The organism is Gluconobacter kanchanaburiensis NBRC 103587 (assembly GCF_007988905.1).
Lineage (GTDB): Bacteria > Pseudomonadota > Alphaproteobacteria > Acetobacterales > Acetobacteraceae > Gluconobacter > Gluconobacter kanchanaburiensis.
The window spans coordinates 1-22,075 of the sequence record NZ_BJVA01000003.1; the positions used below are offsets into that span (position 1 = coordinate 1).

Sequence of the window (22,075 nt, forward strand, 5' to 3'; positions counted from 1 at the left end):
CGGGGGGCTAAGGAAGCGGTCAACAAAGAAATTGCATTTTTGTGAAAAAATCAGATTTCGTGGAACTGTTTGAACCAGACACAGAATTTCTCCATCCCTTCTTCGAAAGAGACTTCAGGCCTCCACCCACAAAAATCGGATACGCTTTCCAAAGAAGCCCACGTTGATTCCATATCGGCAACAGGCCTCGGCCGCTTCTCTATGATCGCCGTTTTCCCGAGATGACGTTCCAGAAGCTCAATCATCCGAACTACCCGCTCCGGCCTGTCTCCCCCCAAATTGTACACTTGGGACGTACTCGATTGAGGGGGCTTTTCCAGGATCGCCAGCACGCCACGAACAATATCGTCGATATAGGTAAAATCGCGCGAAAGATGTTGCCCTTCGTAAAGAGTGAGGGGGCGATCTTCGACGATGGCTTTGGCAAAACCATAATACGCCATATCAGGCCGTCCCCAAGGTCCATAGACCGTGAAAAATCTCAAGCCTGTCTGTGGAATACCATAGAGATAGGCGTAGGATTCCGACGTTAGCTCAGCCGCTCTTTTCGTTACGGCATACAGGGAGCTTGGATGATCAACCCGATCATGCTCACAAAAAGGGCTACGCTCATTACGGCCATATACAGACGAAGATGACGCATAAACGACGTGCTTCAGTCTCTTCAGCCGCCTACAAGCCTCTAGAACAGTGACCTGCCCCATGACATTGGCTGTGACATAGGAATAGGGATCTACCATGGAGTAGCGGACGCCGGCCTGAGCCGCGAGGTGGATCACACCTTCCAGATCATTATACGTGTCTGTCAAAGACTGCATGGACTCGCGATCAGCAACATCAGCTTTCACGAATGCAAACTTCGCGTAGAGTTCCAGTCGGGCAAGACGAGCGGCTTTCAGGGCCGGGTCGTAATATACATTGAGGTTATCAATACCTACGACTTCCACGCCTGCCCTCAGAAGGGCATCAGCAACATGAAACCCGATAAATCCGGCGACTCCGGTGACCAGGACCTTCACAGGACATTCAGTGCTTGAGAACGGGGCTTGCCACAAGATCCCCCACACGAATTCCCAGCTTGGCGGTTACGCCTCCAGCCAGCTCAAGAGTGTTGGCAACAACCCCGTCACTTCTCAAGATTGCTTCGCTCAGAGGGACCGCATTCTCTGCAATCGCGTGGATATGATTGGTCGAATCAATAAAAACGATATCCAGCGGAACGAGCGTATTGCGCATCCACATGTCCGAAACCTGAGGCGTTGGCCACATGAAAAGCATACCCTCGTTTTCGGGAAGGTGCCTGCGAAACATTTCACCGACTTCCTGCTGTCGGTAGGTTTTGGCAAGTTCTACCGTAAATCCGTGTTTCTGCCCGTCACGTGTCGTAATCGTCAGGGTCTCCGTCGGTAGACGGGCCTGAGCCTGCGTAATGACCTCTTCTGCTGCGGCGGCACGCCCACCAGCAAGGGCCAACGTCATGACGAGCGCACAGCTTAGAATTCGCATGATAGAACTTTCAGATTCAGGAAATCAGGAATGGATTGGTCTGGCGCTCTTCGCCAATGGTGGTTGGCATTCCATGCCCGCACAACACCACGGTTTCATCAGGCAGACACAGAAGACGGCTCCGAATCCCGGCAATGAGAGCATGAGGATCGCCATAAGCGAAATCCGTACGGCCGACAGTTCCCCGAAACAACGTATCACCTGCCAGAACGCGCCCATTACCACGATCTATAAAGACCACATGTCCAGGCGTATGGCCCGGCAGATGAGCAACATGCAGTTCCTGCCCAAGCAAATGCAGAACCTCACCGTCTTCCACGAAACGGTCAGGGGTGACATTCTCCATACCCGGTATACCAAACGCGGCGGCCTGTTTTGTGATGCTCTGTAACAGAAAGTCATCGCGCCGATCGGGGCCCAGAACTGGCACCCCCTGATCCTGACGACTGTCCAGCACCCGCTTCAAGGCTGCCGCACCGCCCGCGTGATCCAGATGACCATGCGTCAGGAGAATGGCCTCAACCGCCATCCCATCCAACTGCTGGAGAATATCCTCAATATCCCCACCTGGATCAACGACGACCGCCTTCCCCAATTCATTTGAGAGAATGGTGCAGTTCTGTCGCAGAGGCGTCACCGGCACCCGCTTCGCATTCACAGGAGTCACAGCTCTCCCCTCCAGACGATCCGACATGATGTGCCGATACAGGCTCCGCCTCCGGACGACAAGCCGCTCATGCGACCGACGCACGCCCATCATTGACCCTCCGTCAAGGGATGGCCACTCTGCATACTTTCACATCACACAAGGTAAGATCATGAGCCGCATCATCCGCACAGAGCCCAACGCCATTCTCTCAAAGTCCGTCGAATATCATGGCTTCATCTTCACGCAGGGTGTTGTTGCCAGTGACCTTTCCCAGGGCATCGAAGAACAGACCCGCAGCGTTCTCGCCCAGCTTGACGACATCCTGGAAGGACATGGCACAGACAAAACGCGGATCCTCCAGGCCCAGATCTGGGTGAAGGACATTGCAGACCGTGCCGCCCTCAACACGATCTGGTCTGCATGGCTTCCGGAAAACATGGCGCCTGCCCGCGCCTGCGTTCAGGCAGTACTGGCTGATCCCAGGATCCTCGTCGAAATCATGCTCATCACGACGAAATAAACCCACTCAGGGAATTATGGCGAAATTGCAGCGGAGTGTGGTTGCAAAAAGATTTCCCCTGAAAACGAAAATTTAACCCACAGGTCTGCATTCTACTCTTGTCAGGGTTGCAGGAAGGTTGTTACCTCGCTGTAACCCGAACAACACACCACCAGTCAGGATCCCAAAGATCGTGAAGAACAAAAGTTGCCGGAAAACATTTCTCTCTGCTCTGGCGCTCTCTGCGATCGCACTCTTTTCGGGACAGGCTCAGGCCCGTCACATTTCGGGTCATCATCATGGAAGAACCATCTTCCATAACCATCGCTCCAGCACCCATCATCGTTCCTACGCTCATGTCATTCAGTGCGTGGCTTATGCAAAGTCCGCATCTGAAGTCGTTCTGCACGGAAATGCGCGTGACTGGTGGCACAATGCTGCTGGCGTCTATGCCCGTGGATCCGCTCCCCAAGCCGGTTCCGTTCTGAATTTTCGTGCCATCCGCCGTATGCCCCTCGGCCACGTCGCGGTGGTCCGTTCTGTGGAAGACAGCCGCACCATTTATATCGACCAGTCTCACTGGGCTTCCAACGGCATCGCACATAACGTCCGGGTCGTTGACGTCTCCCCCAACAACGACTGGAGCGCGGTTCGCGTTGCGCTCAATGACCGCAGCGGCCGACTGGGAAGCATCTATCCGACCTACGGTTTCATCTATCCGCACTCCGAAAGCGAAGACCACAGCCCGGCACCGCAGGTTGTTCTGGCCCGCGCTAGCGGTCCGTCCACCTTTCGCCATCGCGCGGTCATGAACGGATCCAGCCCCCTGAGCCACCCGATGAGCAGCACGGAAGTTGCCGAAGCTCCGGACGACGCCTTCACTTCGGACGCACCGAACCGTTCAATTCGCTGATACGGCTCCAAGGACCGTTCTAATCTGGTCGGGATTCCCTGTGATAAGGATGACCGGTATTGATAGCCTGAGCCCGAAAGACCTGCTCGGCGATCAACACCCTGACCAGCATATGCGGCCAGGTCAATTTCCCCAGAGAAATCACGGCGTCGGCCCGCTGGATCACGGTTGAATCCAACCCTTCCGCACCACCAATCAGAAAATGGATCGGGCGCCCCGATTCCTGCCAGCGAGACAGCATCTCCGCCAGACGCAGGCTGTCCGGGGTCTTTCCACCCTCATCCAGCGCCACGATCAGGGCATTATCAGGACAGACGCCCAAAAGTGCAGACGCATCCTTGCGCTTCTGCTCCTGGACGCTGCCTTTTGACGGCGCGAGTTCCGTCACCGTCAGAGCGGGCCTGATACGGCCCGCATAACGCTCGAACAGTTCGCGTTCCGGCCCGGCTTTGAGCCGGCCGATTGCGACCAGTTTCATTCAATCCTGCTCTTCGCCCTGTCCGACCGCGACTTCGTTTTCGCTGCCATCCAAATCGGTGCCCCACATCCGCTCCAGACCATAAAGCTCGCGGCTTTCCGGCTTGAAGAGATGGATAACAACGTCGCCTGCATCGATCAAAACCCAGTCGCTACCATTCGCGCCCTCGATCAGAATGCGCTTGATGCCGATCTCGTTGAGCTTCTTCTCGATATGATGCGCCATTGCGGAAATCTGGCGGTCGGCGAGGCCAGTCGCAATAACCATGCAATCAGCGAAGTTTGCACGCCCGACCAGGTCCAGCACAACGATGTCTTCACCCTTGTCTTCATCCAGACTCGTGGTGATGACATTCAGCATGCTGGTCAGAAGATCCGGCTGCACGGCCTCGCGCTTGACGGCGGTTTTCTTTGGTCCGGCAACCGCGGCCTTTTTGCGAGCCGTTCCGGGCACCTTGGCAGCCTCGGCCAGTGCCGCATCGGGGGAGCTGGTTTTCCGGCGCACAGGCTTCTTGGCCTGCGATTCGGGAGAGGTTGTCTTGGTGATGGTTTTTACTCCTGATCAGATTCCGGACAAAACTGACCGGACTTACGCAACGCTGTAGCCGATATATCGTTCTGCGGCGCAGAAAGGAACGTCCATGCGTTGCCTTTTCGCTCCGCAAGCACCGGAGATTCCCGCAAAGGCCGTCTCTGATGCCGCAAAACAGAGGCTGCAGCCCCTCTAAGCGCGGGCGAAACACTCCCCGGACGTGGCGCAACAGCGATAGGAACCATCGCCGCCAGTCGGCGCCAACGCTTCCATCGTGAAAGCTGCGCTAGCCCGTCCGCTCCCATCAGCCACACGAAACGGACATGCGGGAATCGCTGCTTCAGCAAGGCTACGGTTTTGGCAGTAAAGCGCTGCCCTAGACGGGATTCGATATCGGTCGCAACGATTCGCCGCCCATCCGCGATCCCCTTCGCAGAAGCAAGGCGCACCCTGAAGGGGGCCATCCCCTTGCCCGACTTAAGCGGATTCCCCGGCGAGACCATGAGCCACACCTGATCCAGCTGTAAAGCCCGCAAAGCCCGCCGCGCCACCATGAGATGACCGGCATGGGCCGGGTTGAACGAGCCCCCCAGCAGGCCGATCCGCATATTCCGGCCGTCGCCAGACGTCGGAATATGGCTCAGCCCCGCACCTGTCCGGTGCCGATCACCTCGTAGCGATAGCATGTGAGCTGTTCGAGTCCCACCGGACCGCGCGCATGCATCCGCCCTGTCGCAATGCCAATTTCTGCCCCGAATCCGAACTCCCCACCGTCACAGAACTGCGTGGAGGCATTCCACATCACAACCGCACTGTCCGTTCCGTTAAGAAACTTAGCCGCAGCCTCTGCATCTTCAGCAATAATGGCCTCGGTATGCGAGCTTCCATGCCGGGCGATATGATCCAGAGCATCCTCAACGCCGTCCACGACGGCAATCGACAGCACTGAATCCAGCCATTCTGTTCCGAAATCCTCAGGCTTGGCCGCTGCAAGTGTCGGAACAATCGCACGAGCCCGGTCATCCGCCCGAAACGTACATCCTTTTGCACCCAGATCCTGAACCAGCGATGGCAGGAGCGTCGGCGCAATCACAACATCAATCAGCAGCGTTTCGGTCGCACCGCAGACGCCCGTCCGGCGCATTTTCGCGTCCAACAGCACCTTCCGGGCCATAACCGGGTCAGCGCTCGCATGAATATAAGTGTGATTTAGACCATCCGCATGAGCAAGAACCGGAACGCGGGCTTCACGCTGCACCCGCTCCACAAGGGATTTGCCACCACGCGGAATAATCAAGTCGATCAATCCCGAAGCCTGCAACATGGCCCCCACCAGTGCACGATCGGCAGACGGGAAAATCTGCACGCAGGCCTCGTCCAGCCCAGCAGCCCGAAGACCGTCTTCCATCGCAGCCTGAATCGCACGCGACGAATGCAAACTCTCCCCGCCCCCGCGCAAAATGACGGCATTGCCTGACTTGATGCACAGTGCCGCCGCATCCGCACCGACATTCGGGCGGCTTTCGTAGATCATACCGATCACGCCAAGCGGTGCCGCAACCCGCCGAAAATGCAGACCATTCGGCCGATCCCATTCCGCCAGAATACGCCCCACGGGGTCCGGCAGACGTGCAACTTCTTCCAGACCACGCGCCATAGCCTCGATCCGCTCAAGCGTCAGGGTCAGACGGTCGCGGAACGCAGCATTCCGGTCTTCGGAAAGGGCAACCAAATCCTGCTGATTGGCCGCAACAATCGCGTCAGACCGCTCCCGCATCGCCTTTGCAGCCTCAAAAAGCGCAAGATTACGGGTGTCCTCACCGGCGCGTGCCAGAGTCCGACTGGCCCGACGGGCCTTCTCCACCAGACCACCCAGAATCCGGACGGCCCCGGAAGCAACCTCAGACATTGAACCGGAACAGGAGCACGTCACCATCCTGCACAACGTATTCCTTGCCTTCGATCCGCAACTTGCCAACTTCCTTGGCCCCGGCCTCGCCATTGCAGGCCACATAATCGTCGAACGCCACGGTTTCACAGGCGATGAAGCCACGTTCAAAGTCGTTGTGAATGACAGCAGCGGCCTGAGGTGCCTTCGTCCCGGCCGTAATCGTCCAGGCGCGGGATTCCTTCGGCCCAACCGTGAAATACGTCCGCAGACCGAGCAGCTTGTAACCAGCCGCAATCACTCGATCCAGCCCACTATCCGTCAGACCCAGACCATCCAGAAACTCCGTCCGGTCTTCATGCGGCAACTGGCTGACTTCCGCTTCAATCGCGGCCGACACCACGACAACGCCTGCACCCTCGGCTTCCGCGCGCTTGCGCACGGCTTCCGAAAACGCGTTACCGGTGGACGCAGAGGCTTCCTCGACATTGCAGACATACAGAACAGGCTTCGTCGTCAGAAGCTGAAGACGGGACGCCTCAACCTCCTGTCCCTTCGGAACAGCCGTCCGCGCCGGCTTGCCGTCACGCAGAGCTGCCAGCAATGGCTCCATCAGTTCAAGCTGGGCCTGAGCCTCACGATCGTTGCCACGAGCGCGCTTCTGAAGACCAATCTGGCGCTTTTCCAAGCTCTCCAGATCGGCCAGCATCAACTCCGTCTCAATAATGTCGGCATCACGGACTGGATCAACCCCACCCTCAACATGGGTGATGTCGTCATCCTCGAAACACCGCAGCACATGAACAATGGCATCGACTTCACGGATATTGGCAAGGAACTGGTTCCCAAGACCTTCACCCTTGGACGCACCCCGGACCAGACCGGCAATGTCCACGAATTCGAGGCTGGTCGGAACCTTGCGAATAGACTTGCCGATCCGCGCCAGTTCATCCAACCGCGCATCCGGCACGGCCACACGCCCCGTATTCGGCTCGATGGTGCAGAACGGGTAATTCGCAGCCTGTGCAGCAGCCGTTTCCGTCAGGGCATTGAACAGCGTGGACTTGCCGACATTGGGCAGACCAACGATGCCGCAATTGAAACCCATTCGTGCTCTCCATCATCACTAAAAGACCGCTCGAACGCGAACGACCCGTTCCAGAAAATTCCGTTGCCCTGTGTTCGCAGAAACGGAAGAGGCTCACAACCTCCCACCCTCACGAAACAGGCATTCAGCCCACGATTCCGGCTAGATCCTGCAAGGCTCGCACATGCGCCTTCAAAGCCGCACGCCCCTGTGCCGTCAGAACCAGCCAGGTTCGCTGCCGCCCCCCCAGAGGTGCCTTGCGCAACCGCACATAGCCCGCCTCCTGCATCTGCGCGAGATGCTTGGACAGGACCGAGTCACTTACACCCAGCAGATCCCGCGCCCGTCCAAATTCCATGTCGTTCACTTCCGACAGAGCCGCAGCAAGCTGCAAGCGGACCGGAGGGTGAATAACAGAATCGAATTGGAGAACAGACGTCACAACCCTGCCGTCATACCAGCCTGCCAGGCCCTTCGCCAGAGCAGCGCCACCCCATAGCCGATCGCAAAACTGCCCAGAGTCGCAATCCATGGCAGCCACATCAGATGCAGCACCCTCGCCCCCACTCCGGACAGCGCCATCATCGCATAAACCGCCAGGACCATGCCGATTGCAATCTTTCGGGTTCGTCCCCGGCGATACCCACTGACGAAATATCCCATACGCCGCCGCGCAATCGTAAAGAAAATACCCATCAATGCGACACACAGCCCTTCCAGAAGGAACATGAAAGGCGGATCCAGACTCATCGCAAAAGTCAGGAGCGCCAGAAGCCCACCTATGACCGGTGCATTCCACCACGGACAAACCAACTCTTTCGGAAGTCTGCCCCTGAAAGCGTCAAGCGCTTCCAGTTGCGCACGCGCATCGTCTCGCCTGCTCACATGCGTCGTTTCGAATCCATCCTGCTGCATGGCCTTGACTTTCCAATGCGGAAAATGATGATCTGACTTTCCAATATGGAAAGAGAACCCATTCATGACAATCCTGCACGGCATCTTCGCAGCAAGAATTCTGGCAATCCTCTGGCTCGCATTCCTGCTGGCCGCCTGCGTGCATCACAGCCGCAGGGGAATGCAGGACTGGAAAATCTTCCGCACAGCCCCCCATACTCAGGAAAGACGCCGCTTCTATCTGAAATGGCTGTTCCAAAGCGTCCTGCTTTTCGATTTTGGGGGCCTCGTGACGCTCTGGATTCTGCCTGAATCCGTGAAGCCCACACCCCTTGCCCAGCTACGCCTGTCCGCACCGGCGACACCGGCCAGCACGACGCCTCCTGAAATGTCACCCGCGTTTTTCGCAGGATTCACCTGCGGGCTCCTGATCCTCGCGGGCGTGTTCATTCTGCTCCGCAAACTGAAGCGGCCCGCGCTTCTCAACCCACTTGGCGATTTTTCCGCCCTCATCCCACGCACCCTGCCTGAAGCCGGACTGGCCTTTCTGCTCTGCCTGAATGCGGGTCTGGGGGAAGAGCTTTTCTTCCGTCTGGCACTTCCCCTGCTCGCAGGCCAGCTCACCGGCAGCCTGATTGCCGGAGCGGTGCTTTCAACGCTGCTATTCGGAGGCATGCACTGGTATCAGGGGCACAAAGGCGTGCTGATCACGACGATAATCGGCCTGATTTTCATGCTCCGCGCCCTCCACGGAACCCCCCTGATCTGGCTGATGGGATTTCACGCCCTGATGGACGTCATAGCCCTGTTTATCAGACCCGCCCTGACCGGCCATTTCAGCCGAAAGACCGTCAGGCAGCCAGCAGGGCAACCTTAGTCATGAAGGCTTCGTGCTCTTTCTTCGCAAGAAGAGGCGCTGCGTCCGCCATGGCCTCAAGCCAGCGCTCGAGCTCCGGCTCTTCCGCCTTGGCGAAATTACCCAGCACATGACCCGTCACACGGTCCTTGTGCCCCGGATGACCGATTCCCATTCGCACGCGCCAGTAATCCGGCCCCGCCAGACATTTGTCCATGGACCGCAGACCATTATGTCCCGCGGCACCACCGCCACGCTTGATGCGCAGCTTGCCGAACGCCAGATCGAGTTCGTCGTGAAATGCGGTGATATCGTCCGGCGCGATCTTGAAGAACTGCGCGGCCTGCTGAACGCTGTCACCTGACAGGTTCATATACGTCATCGGTTTGAGGAGCAGGATTTTCTGTCCCCCGATGACGCCTTCAGAGGTTTCCCCCCGGAAACGCTTGCGCCACGGCGAGAAGCCGTGGCGCCTGGCGATCTCGTCGACCGCCATGAAGCCGATATTATGTCGATGACGGCTCATCCCCGGCTCGGGGTTGCCGAGACCGGTCCAGAGCCTCATGACTTACTTCTTCTTTGCGCCGGGCTTTGCAGCAGCTTCGGCTTCAGCAGCGGCCTTGGCAGCGGCTTCGGCTTCCATTTCGGCATCAACCGTCGGTGCGGCGATGGAGGCAATGACCATGTCAGCAGCCTGGCCGCTTCCCAGAGTAACGCCTTCGGTGCCCTTAAGATCCGTCCAGCGCACGTTGTCGTGGATCTCCAGACCGCTCAGTTCGGCCGTGAAATGCTCCGGAATGTTGGCCGGATCAGCCTGCACGTCGACATAGTGACGGACAACGTTCAGAACGCCACCACGCTTGATGCCCGGGGACTTCTCTTCACCGATGAATGCGATGGAGACTTCAACATGGACCTTCGTACCGGCGGCAACGCGCTGGAAATCCACATGGATCGGGGCATCGGTGACCGGGTGAAGCTGCACGTCACGGATCAGGGCCGCAACCGGCTCCGCACCTTCGGCAGCCAGGTTATACACGCGCGAGGACCAGCCACCGCGATGCAGCTCCTTCATGATCACGCGCGGGTCGAGTGCGATGATGGAGGGTTCCTGCTTGCCACCGTAGATCACGGCCGGCACGAGGCCCTCACGTCTCGTAGCGCGCGCTGCCCCCTTACCAGCCTTCGCACGCGTCGAGACAGCAAGTGTCGTCAAATTAGCCACTGTTACGCTCCTGCGTATTGAATTTTATCCAACACAGACCTCCAGGGGTGCCTGTACGAGGCGCGGAGTAGCGGAAAACCGCCACCGGCACAACCATTTTCGGATTCAAACGCCCTGTCCCGCCCCTCTGGACCACTCCCTCACACGACCGCTACGATTGCGTTCCGCTTCCACAGTTTCCGGCCGTGACCCCCGCCCGATGAGCATTGCCGCCCGCATCGAACGCCTGCCCTTTACCCGCTTTCACTGGAAACTGCTGTTCCTCGGCGGCCTCGGCTACACGTTTGACGGCCTCGATTCCGCCATCGTGGCTTTCGCTCTACCCATGCTGAAAAGCCAGTGGCATCTCAGCGGCCCCGCACTCGGTCTGCTGGGAAGTGCCACCTATCTGGGCTACGGCCTCGGGTCGCTTCTCGCCGGATGGTGGGGCGACCGCTCTGGCCGACGACGCGTGATGATGAGCGCCCTTGCCATCTATGCCATCGGCTCGCTGCTCTCCGCAGGGTCTGCTTCCTTCACGGGCTTTTTCCTGTGCCGGCTGCTCTCGGGAATCGGCGCCGGCGCGGAAGCCACCATCATCGCGCCGTATCTCAGCGAATTCGTCGCCGCACGCTATCGGGGCGCCTTCACCGCAGCCCTGACCGGATTCTATTCCTTCGGCTATGTCACGGCGGCACTTCTGGGATTCATGCTTGTCCCCGCCCTGGCGGATGGCTGGCGCTGGGCTCTCGCGCTTACGGGCTTTCCGATCCTGATGCTGCTCTGGTGGCGACGTGCCCTGCCCGAATCCCCGCGCTGGCTCGACGAACGCGGACACACCACCGAAGCCTGCCGGATCGTGGGCGACATCGAGGAAAGCGCGGGCCTCGCCGTCGGCCTCACCACCACAACCGATCGTGGCGCGCCCTCCCTGCGCCCGGTCCGGGACCTCTTCACCCCCGGTCTTCGCCGCTCCACCTTCATGAGCTGGGCGATGTGGCTGGCCATCACCTTCAGTTTCTACGCCTTCTTCACCTGGATCCCGACCCTGATGATCGAACGCGGGATGACCGTCACCCGCAGCTTCGGCTACGCCATTTCAATCTATTTCGCCCAGCTTCCCGGCTATGCCACCTCCGCCATCCTGACCGAACGTCTTGGACGGCGCGCCACCGTCGCCAGCTTCATGATCGCAGGGGCCCTCAGTGCCATCGGCATGGCTGCAAGCCAAACCCCAACTCAAGTCCTGCTTTTCGGAATCCTGCTGTCCTTTTTCATGAACGGCACCTATGGCGGCATCTACGCCTATACGCCGGAACTCTTTCCAACCGCCCTCCGCGCCCGTGGGATGGGCCTCGCCTCCGCCGTCGCACGCATCGGGGCCATCGCCTCGCCGGTCCTGATTGGCTGGCTCTATCCCCGTACGGGCTTTCCGGGTGTCTTCGGCCTCACGACCCTGATCCTGCTGTCCGGTGCCACGGTGACGCTTATCTTCGGTCCCAGAACGGAAAAACGCCCGCTCGATGACGAGCAGGCCTTCGCACAATCCTGATCCAACGAACGTCTCAGATCACCGGAACACCGCCATTGACCGCCAAAAGAGCACCCGTGGTGTAGCTGTTCATCGGGTCGGCAAAATAAACATACGCCCCCGCCAGTTCGGCAGGCTGCCCCGGACGGCCCAGCGGCACATCCGCCCCCAGATGCTCCTGCTCCTCTTCCGGCATGCCCGTCACAATGAACGGCGTCCAAATCGGACCTGGCATCACGGCGTTGACGCGAATACCCCGCCCCGCGAGCTGCTGTGCCATGCTGGACGTAAAATTCGCAATCGCCGCCTTCGTCATCGAATAGGGCACAAGAAGTTCAGGAGCCGTCTTCAGATTAACCGAAGACGTGTTGATGATAGACGCCCCTGCCTGAAGATGAGGCAGTGCAGCTTTCGTCAGATGAAACAGCGCATCCGTATTTGTGGAAAAATGTCGCTTCCATTCTTCTTCAGAAATTTCTTCCAGCTTTGCCCGCGCCTTCTGGAAAGCTGCGTTGTTCACCAAAACGTCCAGCCGCCCGAACGTTTCGACGGTTTTGCGGATCATCTCCCGGCAGTGGCTACTATCCCGAATGTCACCCGGCAAAAGCAGACAGGTGCGTCCTTCAGCCTCGATCTGCGATGCAATCTCGCGCGCATCATCCGCTTCCGTCTCCAGATATGAAATCGCAACATCGGCACCCTCGCGCGCGAATGCCAGCGCAACAGCCCGCCCAATGCCGGAATCCCCCCCCGTAATCAACGTCGCCAGCCCCGCCAGCTTTCCGGAGCCCCTGTAAGTTTCCTCCCCGTAATCCGGCTTAGGAACCATCTTCTCGGACAGTCCGGGAAATTTCTGCGCCTGTCCTTTGAAAGGAGGACGCGGATAACATGTGCGGGGATCAGCAGGCATGGGAAACTTCCTCATGATGTCCGAAAACAGAGTTCTCCCTTAACGACGCGTGTTCTTCCGGGGTTCAGAAATTTTTCCCGGTTTTATTTCCGGAACATTTGGCCGGACACACGCTTTCTACACACACCTTACTATGGGTACGACTTTCCTGCGGGAGAGACACCCTCACCAGATTTTCCGGATTCCCCCCGGAGTTCCATCGGCGGAGGTTCCTTCAGATGAACACGGACAAACGCACAACTGTCACCATCAGCGACCAAACCTTCGAGCGTGGGCCGCAGGGCGCCACCCATCAGACGGCCACAGGCGACACACCCACCCTGACCACCCAGCAGGGCGTTCCCGTCTCCGATGACCAGAACTCCCAGAAAGCAGGCGCACATGGCGCAACCCTCCTTGAAGATTTCCACTTCCGCGAGAAAATCTTCCACTTCGATCATGAACGCATTCCCGAGCGCGTGGTCCACGCCCGCGGCTATGGCGCACACGGCTTTTTCGAACTGACGGATTCCCTCGCCGATTACACAACCGCCAGCGTGCTGGGCAAAATCGGCAAGCGCGTCCCGGCTTTTGTACGCTTCTCGACCGTCGCGGGCGCGCGCGGATCATCTGACATGGTGCGCGACGTCCGGGGTTTCGCCGTGAAGCTCTATACCGAGGAAGGCAATTGGGACCTCGTTGGCAACAACATACCCGTCTTCTTCATCCAGGACGCCATCAAGTTCCCGGACATGGTCCACGCCGTTAAGGAAGAGCCCGACAGCGGCTTCCCACAGGCCCAGTCCGCCCACGACAATTTCTGGGATTTCGCGTCCCTCTCCCCCGAAACCGTCCACATGCTCATGTGGGTCATGTCCGACCGCGCCATTCCGCGTTCTTTCCGCTTCATGGAAGGCTTCGGCGTCCATACCTTCCGCCTCGTCAATGCCGAGGGCAAATCCACCTATGTGAAGTTCCACTGGAAGCCGAAACAAGGTTTGCAGTCCGTCGTGTGGAACGAAGCCGTCAAGATCAACGGAGCCGATCCGGACTTCCACCGCCGCGACCTGTGGGACGCCATCAATTCCGGCGACTTCCCGGAATGGGAGCTCGGCGTGCAGCTCTTCGATGACGACTTCGCCGATAAATTCGATTTCGACATCTTGGACGCGACCAAGCTGATCCCGGAAGAACTCGTCCCCGTCCGGCGTATCGGACGCCTCGTACTGAACCGCACAGTAGACAACTTCTTCGCCGAAACCGAGCAAGTCGCCTTCTGCACCCAAAACGTCGTCCCCGGCATCGCCTTCACCAACGACCCGCTCCTTCAGGGCCGGAACTTTTCGTATCTGGACACCCAGACCAAACGCCTCGGCGGGCCGAACTTCACGCATATCCCCATAAACGCGCCGAAATGCCCGTTCCACAACTTCCAGCAGGACGGCCATATGGCCATGCACAACCCGAAGGGACGTGCGAACTACGAGCCCAATTCCTGGGGTATGGGGCCGCGTGAGAACCCGCAGACCGGCTACAAACCTTATGCTGAGGACGTGAACGGTCGGAAGACCCGGGAGCGGGGCGAGCTTTTCGCCGATCATTACAGTCAGGCGCGTCAGTTCTACGCCAGCCAGACCCCCACCGAGCAGGCGCATATCAAAAACGCCTTCGTCTTCGAACTCAGCAAATGCCTGACGCCCGCCATCCGCGCCCGCGTCGTCGCCCATCTGCTGAACGTTGATGAGACGCTGGCCAAAGGCGTGGCCGAGGGGCTGCGTCTGGAGAAAATGCCCAGCCCGGCCCCGGCGGCCCGTACTCCCCTCACGGATCTTCCGGCTTCCATGCCACTGAGCATCCTCAAAAACGGCCCCAACTCCTTCAAGGGCCGCAAACTTGGCGTGCTCGTCACCGACGGCACGGATGCGGACCTCCTCGCCGCCCTGATGAAAGCTACGGAAGCCGAAGGCACCGTCGTCGAACTGGTCGCCCCGGCGGTCGGTGGCGTGAAAACGACAGACGGCAGGCTCGTACCTGCGGGACAGAAAATCGTCGGCGCGCCCTCGGTCCTGTATGATGCGATTATCCTGCTTCCCTCCGCAGAAGGCGCGAAACTCCTGACCGGCGAAGCCACGATGCGGGACTTCGTGGCCGACGCCTTCACCCACGCCAAGTTCATAGGCTATGGCACGGATGCCAAACCCCTTCTCGCCAAAGGCGGCATCACCCCCGAAGACATGGATGACGGCACCGTTTCCCTTGAAGCGGCCGGTGATATCCCGAACTTTATCACGCTGTGCCGCAATCTGCGCTTCTGGGATCGCGAAGCCAGAACCCAGGCTGTCTGAAACCATGAAAAGGCCGGAGACATCTCTCCGGCCTTTTTTATATCCGCCGTATTCCGAACGGAATCATGCCTGATTTCCATTGCAGAAGCGTTTCGCTTTTACAGATGGAATTTCAGAGTGCAGACAATGACGACTGGCGCGCAGCGCAATCCGGGGATCGACCTGCTCAGGGGCCTCTCCATCATTCTGGTCGTCATCCATCATCTCGCTCTGCGCATCCCCCTGATGCACACCGGTCTCTCCGCCGTCTTTCCCGCTTTTCTTCTGAAAGCCCTGACCTGGGACGGCGCCAAAGGCGTGAAGATTTTCTTCGTCATTTCCGGATTTCTGATCACCGATCACACCTTACGCCGCTGGGGCAGTCTGGGCCGCGTCAACATCTTCGCCTTCTCCGGACGCCGCGCCTGCCGGATCCTGCCATGCCTGCTGGTCCTGTTGGGAGTGCTCACTGCTCTCAATCTCACGGGAGCGCCTGACTTCCTCTTCCACCATGAGGGCCAGACCCTGCCCGGCGCCATTTTCGCCGCCCTGTTCATGCATCTGAACCTCTATGAAGCCCGGACGAACTACCTCCCGGCCAACTGGGACGTATTGTGGTCGCTATCAGTCGAGGAACTGTTCTACCTCGCCTTCCCGATCCTCTGCCTCCTGAGTGGGCGCTTTCCAAAACTCATCGGCTCCAGACTGCTCGTCTGCGTTTTCGTCCTTCTGGCCCTCTCCCTGCCTTTCGCGGAATGGCAGATCCGGGACGCTTCGGACATCTGGCAGGACGAAGCCTATGGGCCGGGCATTTCCGCAATCGCCATGGGCGTTTGCACAGCCCTGCTGGCACACCGGATGTCTCCGTTCACATTGACGCGTCTCACACCCTGGCTGGGCTGGGGCGGAGCGTTCGGCGTCGGGCTCTATCTGCTGGACAGCCATATTCTCTGGCAGACCCTGAATTACGGTGCCCCGCTATACTTTACGCTCTCCTGCGCGGCCCTGCTGCTCGCCTTCTACAATGGCTGGGGCAAAGCAACCGCAAGTCGGTTTCTGGCATGGCCGCGCCAGTGGGGCAGGCTGAGCTACGAAATCTATCTCAGCCACATGTTCGTGGTGATGCCGATGGCCCACCTGTTCAAACACACAGGAGAGAACTGGAGGTTCGGCTGGGTCTGGTTCCTCCCGACCCTCGGTCTATCTTTCTACCTCGGCGCCCTCGTGGACCGTTTCCTCTCACGCCCCGCCGATCGCTGGCTGCTGGAGAAATCCGGCCTACGCCATCCTCAGCCCAGCGGGACATCCAGCGGGCGGATCGCCGAAATCTGATGTCCGATGTGCCCACCGCCCGCGAGGGTACGGCGGCGATGGCTGAAGAAACGCGGGTCTGTCAGCGTATCCACCCCAAGAATCTGCACATTCTGGACCCCGGCCTGTTCCAGGCGAAACCCGCAATAACCCGGCAGATCGAACAGAAAATGCCCGGCGCGAGGCGCTGAACGGAAAAAGATTTCCCCCACACTCCCGTAAGCCAGAACAGCATCGCGCATATCCGGCCCGACTTCATAACTCACCGGTGCAATACAAGGCCCGACAACAGCCCGAATCCCCACAGCCCCCAGCGCAACCATCTGCGCCACCACGGATTCGAGAATTCCACCCGCAGCCCCGCGCCAACCCGCATGGGCCGCACCCACGATCCGCCCATCCTCAGAAGACAGCAGCACCGGCCCGCAATCCGCCGTAATGACGCCCACGCCGATCTCCGGACAATCCGTCACCAGCGCATCGCCGACCTGTCCGCTCCCGGCCACCCAGAGCGGCGTTTCCGCCGTCACGGATACGGTGATGTCGCTATGCGTCTGTTTCAGACCCAGCAGGTGATCCGGTTCCACCTCGATCGCCCGAGCCACACGCGCCCGATTTTCCGTCACATTCACCGGATCGTCCTGCGAGGACAGCGAACAGTTCAGGCTGTCATACGGAGCCGGCGAGACGCCCCCGAGCCGCGTGAAGAACCCGTGTGGCCCCCTGAGAACCGATCCCGTCAGCACGGCCTCAGACATGTGCCGAAACCTGCGCCGGGCGCCGCATCGCATAAACCATGAGCCCCATTCCCGCGAGCGCCATCGGAATACACAGCAACTGCCCCATGGTGGTGCCGCCGGACAGAAACCCGATATTCGCATCCGGCTGGCGGAAGAACTCGCAAAAACTCCGTGCACAGGCATAACCGAACAGGAACAGCCCCGACAGGAACCCGAACCGTTCACGCGCCGCCGGACGGCTGGCCGCAAACAGCATGACACACAGCAGGAGCACACCTTCGGTCAGGGCTTCGTACAATTCGGACGGGTGACGCGGAATCGGCCCACCGGTCGGGAAGATCATCGCCCAGGGCAGATCTGGGGACGCCGGCCGCCCCCACAGCTCCCCGTTCACAAAATTCGCACAGCGCCCAAGCCCGAGTCCGATCGGCACCACCGGCACGATCCGGTCCGCAAAGGCCAGAAAGCTCAGACGGTTCTTCCAGCTGAAATACGCCAGCGCCAGAATGACGCCCAGCGCCCCACCATGGAACGACATCCCGCCATCCCATGTCTTGAAGATTTCCAGCGGGTGCGAAAAATAATCCATCGGCCGATAAAACAGGACATACCCCAGCCGCCCTCCAAGGAGCACGCCGAGGATGGCGTAAAACAGGAAGTCATCGACCTGCTCTTTCGTCGCCACTTCCGGCGCAAGACGGTTCAGCCGCTTCGCAATCGGCAGCGCAATGATGAACGACACCATGTAGGCGAGCGCATACCAACGCACCGCCAAAGGCCCGACATGAAAGGCAACCGGATCAAAATCAGGAAAGATCAGGGGATGGCTCACGGACACGGCTCTCAGAGATTTTGGGAAGGACGGGAAAGATAGTCGCGCACATACTGCCCGATTCCATCTTCAAGAGACGTAAACGGCGCATCATAGCCCGCAGCGCGAAGGCGGCTCATATCCGCACAGGTAAAGAACTGGTATTGCCCGCGTAGTTTCTCGGGCATGTCCACGAACTCAACATCCCTCGCCCGCTTCGCAGCGTCACAGACCGCATGCGCCAGATCGAGATAACTCCGCGCCACACCGGTCCCGCAGTTGAACAGCCCGCTGACCTGAGGATGATCGAACAGCCACAGCATGACGCTGACAACGTCCCCGACCCAGATGAAGTCCCGCTGCTGCTGCCCGTCGGCCAGTCCCGGCACATCTGAACGGAACAGCTTTGCCGCACGATCCTGTACAACCTCGTCGTATTTGACTTTCACGACCGAGATCATTGACCCCTTGTGGTATTCGTTCGGCCCATAGACATTGAAGAACTTGAGCCCGGCCCATTGTGGCGGCACAGGCGCTCCGTCTTCGATTTCCCGCTTCACCCACAGATCGAAAGCCTGCTTGGACCAACCATACAGGTTCAGCGGTCTCAGGCCCTCAATGCCATCCAACCCGTCACGGAACATCTCCGGCCGGTCCGCCGCCCCGTAGGTCGCGGCCGAGGACGCATAGATCATCCGCACGCCCCGCGCTGCGCACCAGCGCCACAGCACCTGCGACAGGGCCACATTGCTCGACCAGACAAGATCTCCGTCCCGCGCCGTTGTGGCGCTGATCGCCCCCATATGGAACACGGCTTCCACATCCGGTTCGGTCGCAAGGAAACCTTCCAGTTCATCAGGCGTGATGATGCGATCCGGCGCATGGGACGCCAGATTGCGCCACTTCACCCCATCCCTGAGCCGGTCAACCACAACCGTCCGCAAACCCCGGCGACGCAAAGCGGCATGGAGACACGAACCAATGAATCCGGCCCCGCCGGTGACGATAATCATCCTTCCTGTATAGTCTGCCCCCGACAACGATCCAAGCGACGCGCCCTATACGACACGCCGCAGAACAGCAGGACCCTCACCATGGCTGACAGACCCCGCTTTTTCGACGACCTCGCTGGCCTTGCCGGTAACGCATTTTCCGCCGTGACCGGCGCCCGCGAAGAACTTCACGCCATCGTCCGCACCCGCGTGGACGAAATCCTCAACAGCCTCGACCTCGTGCGTCGTGACGAATTCGACGCGGTACAGGAAATGGCAACCCGTGCGCGCATGGCACAGGACGCAACAGAACAGCGTCTGACGGAAATCGAATCGCGTCTGGCGGCTGTGGAGGAGCTTGCAACCGAAGAAAAAGGCGGCCCACAGGGCTGATCTGCAACAGTCCTCGAAATCAGTGTGACTTTTGCAACGCGTAATGCTTGCACCTGAGGCCAAGGCTCCATAACGTAACTGATGTCGGGAGCGGATTTTCCGCTTCCGGCCGCAGACATCTGGAGCGCCGCACCGGCGCCAGGCCGGTGCCAGGCTCCACGGCCTTGGGAGACCCGCCATGCCTGCCCTGAGCACCTCACTCACCAATGAAACAGAATCCCATCCGCTCGACCTGATGGAACAGGTCATGGGCCTCTATGAATGGGAGTTCGAACGCCTCGGCCCCTCCGAAATGGCCGCCCAGGCCCCCGGACAATGGTGCGACTATTCCTTGTATTTCACATGGTCCGATGAACTCTCGGCCCTGCACCTGAACTGCATCATGGATCTGCGCTCCCCCGCAAAGCGCCGTCCGGCCGTCCACGAACTCGTTTCCCTTGCCAATAACCGTCTCTGGATCGGCCATTTCGCCGTCGATCCCGACACAGGCACCCCGTCCTACCGACATACGCTGCTGCTGCGCGGCGTGCAGACACTCCCCGGCGAAAGCATGGAAGACCTTGTGGAGATCGCGATGTCCGAATGCGAACGCTTTTATCCCGCCTTCCAGTTCGCGCTCTGGGGCGGAAAATCACCGCAAGAGGCCATAGACGCCGCCATGCTTGACTGTGTGGGAGACGCCTGACCGTGCCATCGTCCGTCCCTTCAATCCTTCTTGCAGGATGCGGCAAGATGGGAGGCGCGCTACTCGACGGGTGGCTCGCCTCCCCAACACCACCACGCCTTGTCATCCTCGACCGACACCGAAGCCGCTCGGACGATACGGTCACCATCGTCCGGACAGCTGCCGAAATCCCTGCCGATTTTCAACCCGACATCATCGTCCTCGCCGTCAAACCAAGCGCTGCCGAAATCGTGATCGATGCGCTTGGAAAGGCTCTGGGGCCGCGCCTGAACGGTGCAGCCATTCTCTCCGTCATGGCCGGACGCACCTGCGAGACACTTTCGGACTCTGTCCGGCGTGCTGGAGCCGACATTCCGGTTCTGCGCGCCATGCCCAATACACCCTCCTCGGTCGGTGCGGGAATCAGCGGTCTCTACGCCTCAACCGCCGCTACCCACGAGCAGAAATCCATCTGTCACGATCTGCTTTTTGCGGTCGGAGACGTCGTACCTGTCGAGAACGAAGACGATCTGTCGGTCGTCACAGCCATTTCCGGCTCCGGCCCCGCCTATGTGTTCCTTCTGACCGAACTGCTGGAAAAAGCCGGGCAGCAGCATGGTCTGGCACCAAATGTCGCCCGCCGCCTAGCTCGTGGGACAATCTATGGTGCAGGACGCATGCTCGACGATCTACCCGAAAGCGCCGAAGACCTCCGTAAGGCCGTCACCAGCCCCAACGGCACCACCGCCGCAGCGTTGGCCGTACTCATGAAACCCGATGCCTGGCCCCAGACGGTTCCAAAAGCTATTGACGCTGCTACAAAACGGGCCGACGAACTCGCTGGCTGACAGTTTCTTTATGGGAGAGAGCTTGTCGGCAGACCGCAATGCTCCCACCATAAAACCAGAAGCTTTCGACAGGAGACCCGTATGGACGGACGGCAGGACCCCTTTGAATCCGACGACATGGCACTGAGTGATTCGTCGGACATGGTGCAGGAAGCCTTCGACGCCGCCCTTCTCCAGTCCGCCCTGTCGCTCGCCGGAAACGAGGGATGGCACCGTTTTTCCCTCGTGGACGCGGCCCGCGAAGCCAGTCTTCCCATCGAAACCGTTCGCAGGCGCTATCCGGTCAAGGCCCTTCTGCTACTCCAGCTCGGGCGCCTTGCCGATGCCAGCGCCCTGCGTGACGACGGCGACGGCGGAACGCTGCGCGAATATCTTTTCGACCTGATCATGCGCCGCTTCGATATCTTCCAGGAATATCGTGAAGGCGTGCGCGCAGTCCTCCAGGCCGTGCCCTACGACCCGGCTCTGGCGGCTTTTCTGGCCGGCACCACCCTTGATTCCATGAAATGGCTCGCAGAAGCCGCAGGGATCGACTGCACGGGTTTCGGCGGCGTGATACGCATCAATGCCTTGGCCGGAGTCTGGGCCCACGCCATGCGGGCCTGGGAAAAGGACGAAAGTCCTGACCTCGCCGCCACCATGGCAGCCCTCGATACGGCCCTAGACCGCGCCGAACGTTACGGCATTCTCAAACCCTCAGCACGACGCAAAATGGACGAGGCCCTGAACACAACCGGCCTGCCCGATCACGATCTTGAACTGGAATCCTGACTTCGGACTTTACGAAGGCAACCGGTTCGGACTAGAAGGCCAAAAGCGTGCGCTTCCAAAGAGGCGCATCGATTGGGGTGTAGCCAAGCGGTAAGGCAGCGGATTTTGATTCCGCCATGCGGAGGTTCGAATCCTCCCACCCCAGCCAGGTCTTTCATGAAAATTGCTGCAACACCGGGCAAAGCGCCATCCGGCACGATATTCCGCCAAGAAATATTGACGGCTTTTTATGGAGCCCCTCGGGGAAACAGCTTTATATTGCCGACTGGGCCTTTCTTTCTTCAAGAGGATCGACC

General features: G+C 59.4%; 26 protein-coding genes and 1 tRNA gene. 11 read left to right on the plus strand and 16 right to left on the minus strand.

What is annotated here, in order from left to right:
- Positions 1–50: 50 nt before the first annotated feature.
- Genes GKA01_RS03075 through GKA01_RS03085 form a run of 3 tightly spaced genes read right to left on the minus strand, consistent with a single transcriptional unit; the run spans position 51 to position 2,200 of the window.
- Positions 51–1,019, minus strand: coding sequence for an SDR family NAD(P)-dependent oxidoreductase (locus GKA01_RS03075; RefSeq protein WP_146859152.1), 969 nt, complete (start codon positions 1,017–1,019; stop codon positions 51–53).
- A 7-nt stretch (positions 1,020–1,026) separates the two neighbouring features.
- A complete protein-coding gene (locus tag GKA01_RS03080) occupies positions 1,027–1,506 on the minus strand; it encodes a DUF192 domain-containing protein (RefSeq protein WP_146859154.1) in 480 nt (159 codons plus the stop codon).
- A gap of 16 nt (positions 1,507–1,522) precedes the next feature.
- On the minus strand, positions 1,523–2,200 hold the full coding sequence (locus tag GKA01_RS03085; protein ID WP_167506315.1) for an MBL fold metallo-hydrolase: 678 nt from the start codon (positions 2,198–2,200) through the stop codon (positions 1,523–1,525).
- Positions 2,201–2,324: 124 nt separating this feature from the next.
- On the opposite strand from GKA01_RS03085, the gene GKA01_RS03090 reads away from it, so the two are divergent.
- Both GKA01_RS03090 and GKA01_RS03095 read left to right on the plus strand, forming a co-directional pair.
- Positions 2,325–2,675, plus strand: coding sequence for a RidA family protein (locus GKA01_RS03090; RefSeq protein ID WP_146859156.1), 351 nt, complete (start codon positions 2,325–2,327; stop codon positions 2,673–2,675).
- A gap of 172 nt (positions 2,676–2,847) precedes the next feature.
- Positions 2,848–3,567: a CHAP domain-containing protein gene (locus GKA01_RS03095; RefSeq protein WP_146859159.1), complete on the plus strand. Its 720-nt coding sequence runs from the start codon at positions 2,848–2,850 to the stop codon at positions 3,565–3,567.
- A gap of 19 nt (positions 3,568–3,586) precedes the next feature.
- On the opposite strand, the gene GKA01_RS03100 is transcribed toward GKA01_RS03095, so the two are convergent.
- The 7 genes from GKA01_RS03100 to GKA01_RS03130 all read right to left on the minus strand — a co-directional run bounded on the left by GKA01_RS03100 (position 3,587) and on the right by GKA01_RS03130 (position 8,532).
- The gene (locus tag GKA01_RS03100; protein WP_146859161.1) at positions 3,587–4,045 is read right to left on the minus strand and encodes a 23S rRNA (pseudouridine(1915)-N(3))-methyltransferase RlmH; all 459 of its coding nucleotides are present in this window, start codon (positions 4,043–4,045) and stop codon (positions 3,587–3,589) included.
- Entirely contained in the window at positions 4,046–4,498 is a 453-nt protein-coding gene (gene rsfS / locus GKA01_RS03105; protein ID WP_146859564.1) for a ribosome silencing factor, read from the minus strand.
- Between the two features lie 98 nt (positions 4,499–4,596).
- A complete protein-coding gene (locus tag GKA01_RS03110; RefSeq protein ID WP_244289160.1) occupies positions 4,597–5,184 on the minus strand; it encodes a nicotinate-nucleotide adenylyltransferase in 588 nt (195 codons plus the stop codon).
- Positions 5,185–5,216: 32 nt separating this feature from the next.
- On the minus strand, positions 5,217–6,485 hold the full coding sequence (locus tag GKA01_RS03115; protein ID WP_146859165.1) for a glutamate-5-semialdehyde dehydrogenase: 1,269 nt from the start codon (positions 6,483–6,485) through the stop codon (positions 5,217–5,219).
- On the minus strand, positions 6,478–7,572 hold the full coding sequence (ychF, locus tag GKA01_RS03120; RefSeq protein WP_099287299.1) for a redox-regulated ATPase YchF: 1,095 nt from the start codon (positions 7,570–7,572) through the stop codon (positions 6,478–6,480). Before ychF ends, GKA01_RS03115 begins: the two co-directional genes overlap by 8 nt.
- 124 nt (positions 7,573–7,696) lie before the next feature.
- Positions 7,697–7,993 carry a transcriptional regulator gene (locus GKA01_RS03125; protein ID WP_146859167.1) on the minus strand — a complete coding sequence of 99 codons (297 nt, stop codon included), beginning with the start codon at positions 7,991–7,993 and terminating at the stop codon, positions 7,697–7,699.
- On the minus strand, positions 7,990–8,532 hold the full coding sequence (locus GKA01_RS03130) for a hypothetical protein (protein WP_194265843.1): 543 nt from the start codon (positions 8,530–8,532) through the stop codon (positions 7,990–7,992). The genes GKA01_RS03125 and GKA01_RS03130 overlap by 4 nt, the downstream gene beginning before the upstream one ends.
- Here GKA01_RS03130 and GKA01_RS13750 point away from each other — a divergent pair.
- On the plus strand, positions 8,531–9,322 hold the full coding sequence (locus GKA01_RS13750; protein ID WP_228119902.1) for a CPBP family intramembrane glutamic endopeptidase: 792 nt from the start codon (positions 8,531–8,533) through the stop codon (positions 9,320–9,322). The genes GKA01_RS03130 and GKA01_RS13750 overlap by 2 nt on opposite strands.
- Here GKA01_RS13750 and pth read toward each other — a convergent pair.
- Both pth and GKA01_RS03145 read right to left on the minus strand, forming a co-directional pair.
- Entirely contained in the window at positions 9,297–9,866 is a 570-nt protein-coding gene (gene pth, locus GKA01_RS03140) for an aminoacyl-tRNA hydrolase (protein WP_146859169.1), read from the minus strand. The two genes, GKA01_RS13750 and pth, sit on opposite strands and share 26 nt — an antisense overlap.
- 3 nt (positions 9,867–9,869) lie before the next feature.
- Positions 9,870–10,526 carry a 50S ribosomal protein L25/general stress protein Ctc gene (locus GKA01_RS03145; protein WP_146859171.1) on the minus strand — a complete coding sequence of 219 codons (657 nt, stop codon included), beginning with the start codon at positions 10,524–10,526 and terminating at the stop codon, positions 9,870–9,872.
- A gap of 199 nt (positions 10,527–10,725) precedes the next feature.
- Here GKA01_RS03145 and GKA01_RS03150 point away from each other — a divergent pair, with 199 nt between their 5' ends.
- A complete protein-coding gene (locus GKA01_RS03150; RefSeq protein ID WP_146859173.1) occupies positions 10,726–12,057 on the plus strand; it encodes an MFS transporter in 1,332 nt (443 codons plus the stop codon).
- 13 nt (positions 12,058–12,070) lie between these two features.
- On the opposite strand, the gene GKA01_RS03155 is transcribed toward GKA01_RS03150, so the two are convergent.
- On the minus strand, positions 12,071–12,946 hold the full coding sequence (locus tag GKA01_RS03155; protein ID WP_146859175.1) for an SDR family oxidoreductase: 876 nt from the start codon (positions 12,944–12,946) through the stop codon (positions 12,071–12,073).
- A 218-nt stretch (positions 12,947–13,164) separates the two neighbouring features.
- Between GKA01_RS03155 and GKA01_RS03160 the strand changes: the two genes are divergently transcribed.
- Both GKA01_RS03160 and GKA01_RS03165 read left to right on the plus strand, forming a co-directional pair.
- Positions 13,165–15,270, plus strand: coding sequence for a catalase (locus GKA01_RS03160; protein ID WP_146859177.1), 2,106 nt, complete (start codon positions 13,165–13,167; stop codon positions 15,268–15,270).
- A gap of 126 nt (positions 15,271–15,396) precedes the next feature.
- Complete coding sequence (locus tag GKA01_RS03165) at positions 15,397–16,581, plus strand: acyltransferase family protein (protein WP_146859572.1); 1,185 nt, start codon at positions 15,397–15,399, stop codon at positions 16,579–16,581.
- On the opposite strand, the gene GKA01_RS03170 is transcribed toward GKA01_RS03165, so the two are convergent.
- Genes GKA01_RS03170 through rfaD form a run of 3 tightly spaced genes read right to left on the minus strand, consistent with a single transcriptional unit; the run spans position 16,539 to position 19,124 of the window.
- Entirely contained in the window at positions 16,539–17,318 is a 780-nt protein-coding gene (locus GKA01_RS03170) for a polyphenol oxidase family protein (protein ID WP_146859179.1), read from the minus strand. The genes GKA01_RS03165 and GKA01_RS03170 overlap by 43 nt on opposite strands.
- Positions 17,311–18,117, minus strand: a complete 807-nt coding sequence (gene lgt / locus GKA01_RS03175; protein ID WP_146859570.1) for a prolipoprotein diacylglyceryl transferase — start codon at positions 18,115–18,117, stop codon at positions 17,311–17,313. The genes GKA01_RS03170 and lgt overlap by 8 nt, the downstream gene beginning before the upstream one ends.
- 26 nt (positions 18,118–18,143) lie before the next feature.
- The gene (rfaD, locus tag GKA01_RS03180) at positions 18,144–19,124 is read right to left on the minus strand and encodes an ADP-glyceromanno-heptose 6-epimerase (RefSeq protein ID WP_146859181.1); all 981 of its coding nucleotides are present in this window, start codon (positions 19,122–19,124) and stop codon (positions 18,144–18,146) included.
- Between the two features lie 81 nt (positions 19,125–19,205).
- Between rfaD and GKA01_RS03185 the strand changes: the two genes are divergently transcribed.
- The 5 genes from GKA01_RS03185 to GKA01_RS03205 all read left to right on the plus strand — a co-directional run bounded on the left by GKA01_RS03185 (position 19,206) and on the right by GKA01_RS03205 (position 21,927).
- Positions 19,206–19,496, plus strand: a complete 291-nt coding sequence (locus GKA01_RS03185) for an accessory factor UbiK family protein (protein ID WP_146859183.1) — start codon at positions 19,206–19,208, stop codon at positions 19,494–19,496.
- A gap of 178 nt (positions 19,497–19,674) precedes the next feature.
- Positions 19,675–20,181, plus strand: coding sequence for a type III secretion system chaperone family protein (locus GKA01_RS03190; protein WP_062030506.1), 507 nt, complete (start codon positions 19,675–19,677; stop codon positions 20,179–20,181).
- Positions 20,178–21,008: a pyrroline-5-carboxylate reductase gene (proC, locus tag GKA01_RS03195; RefSeq protein ID WP_228119918.1), complete on the plus strand. Its 831-nt coding sequence runs from the start codon at positions 20,178–20,180 to the stop codon at positions 21,006–21,008. Before GKA01_RS03190 ends, proC begins: the two co-directional genes overlap by 4 nt.
- An 81-nt stretch (positions 21,009–21,089) precedes the next feature.
- The gene (locus GKA01_RS03200) at positions 21,090–21,779 is read left to right on the plus strand and encodes a TetR family transcriptional regulator (RefSeq protein WP_146859188.1); all 690 of its coding nucleotides are present in this window, start codon (positions 21,090–21,092) and stop codon (positions 21,777–21,779) included.
- A gap of 73 nt (positions 21,780–21,852) precedes the next feature.
- Positions 21,853–21,927 (plus strand) — tRNA-Gln (locus GKA01_RS03205).
- The last annotated feature ends 148 nt before the right edge of the window (positions 21,928–22,075 follow it).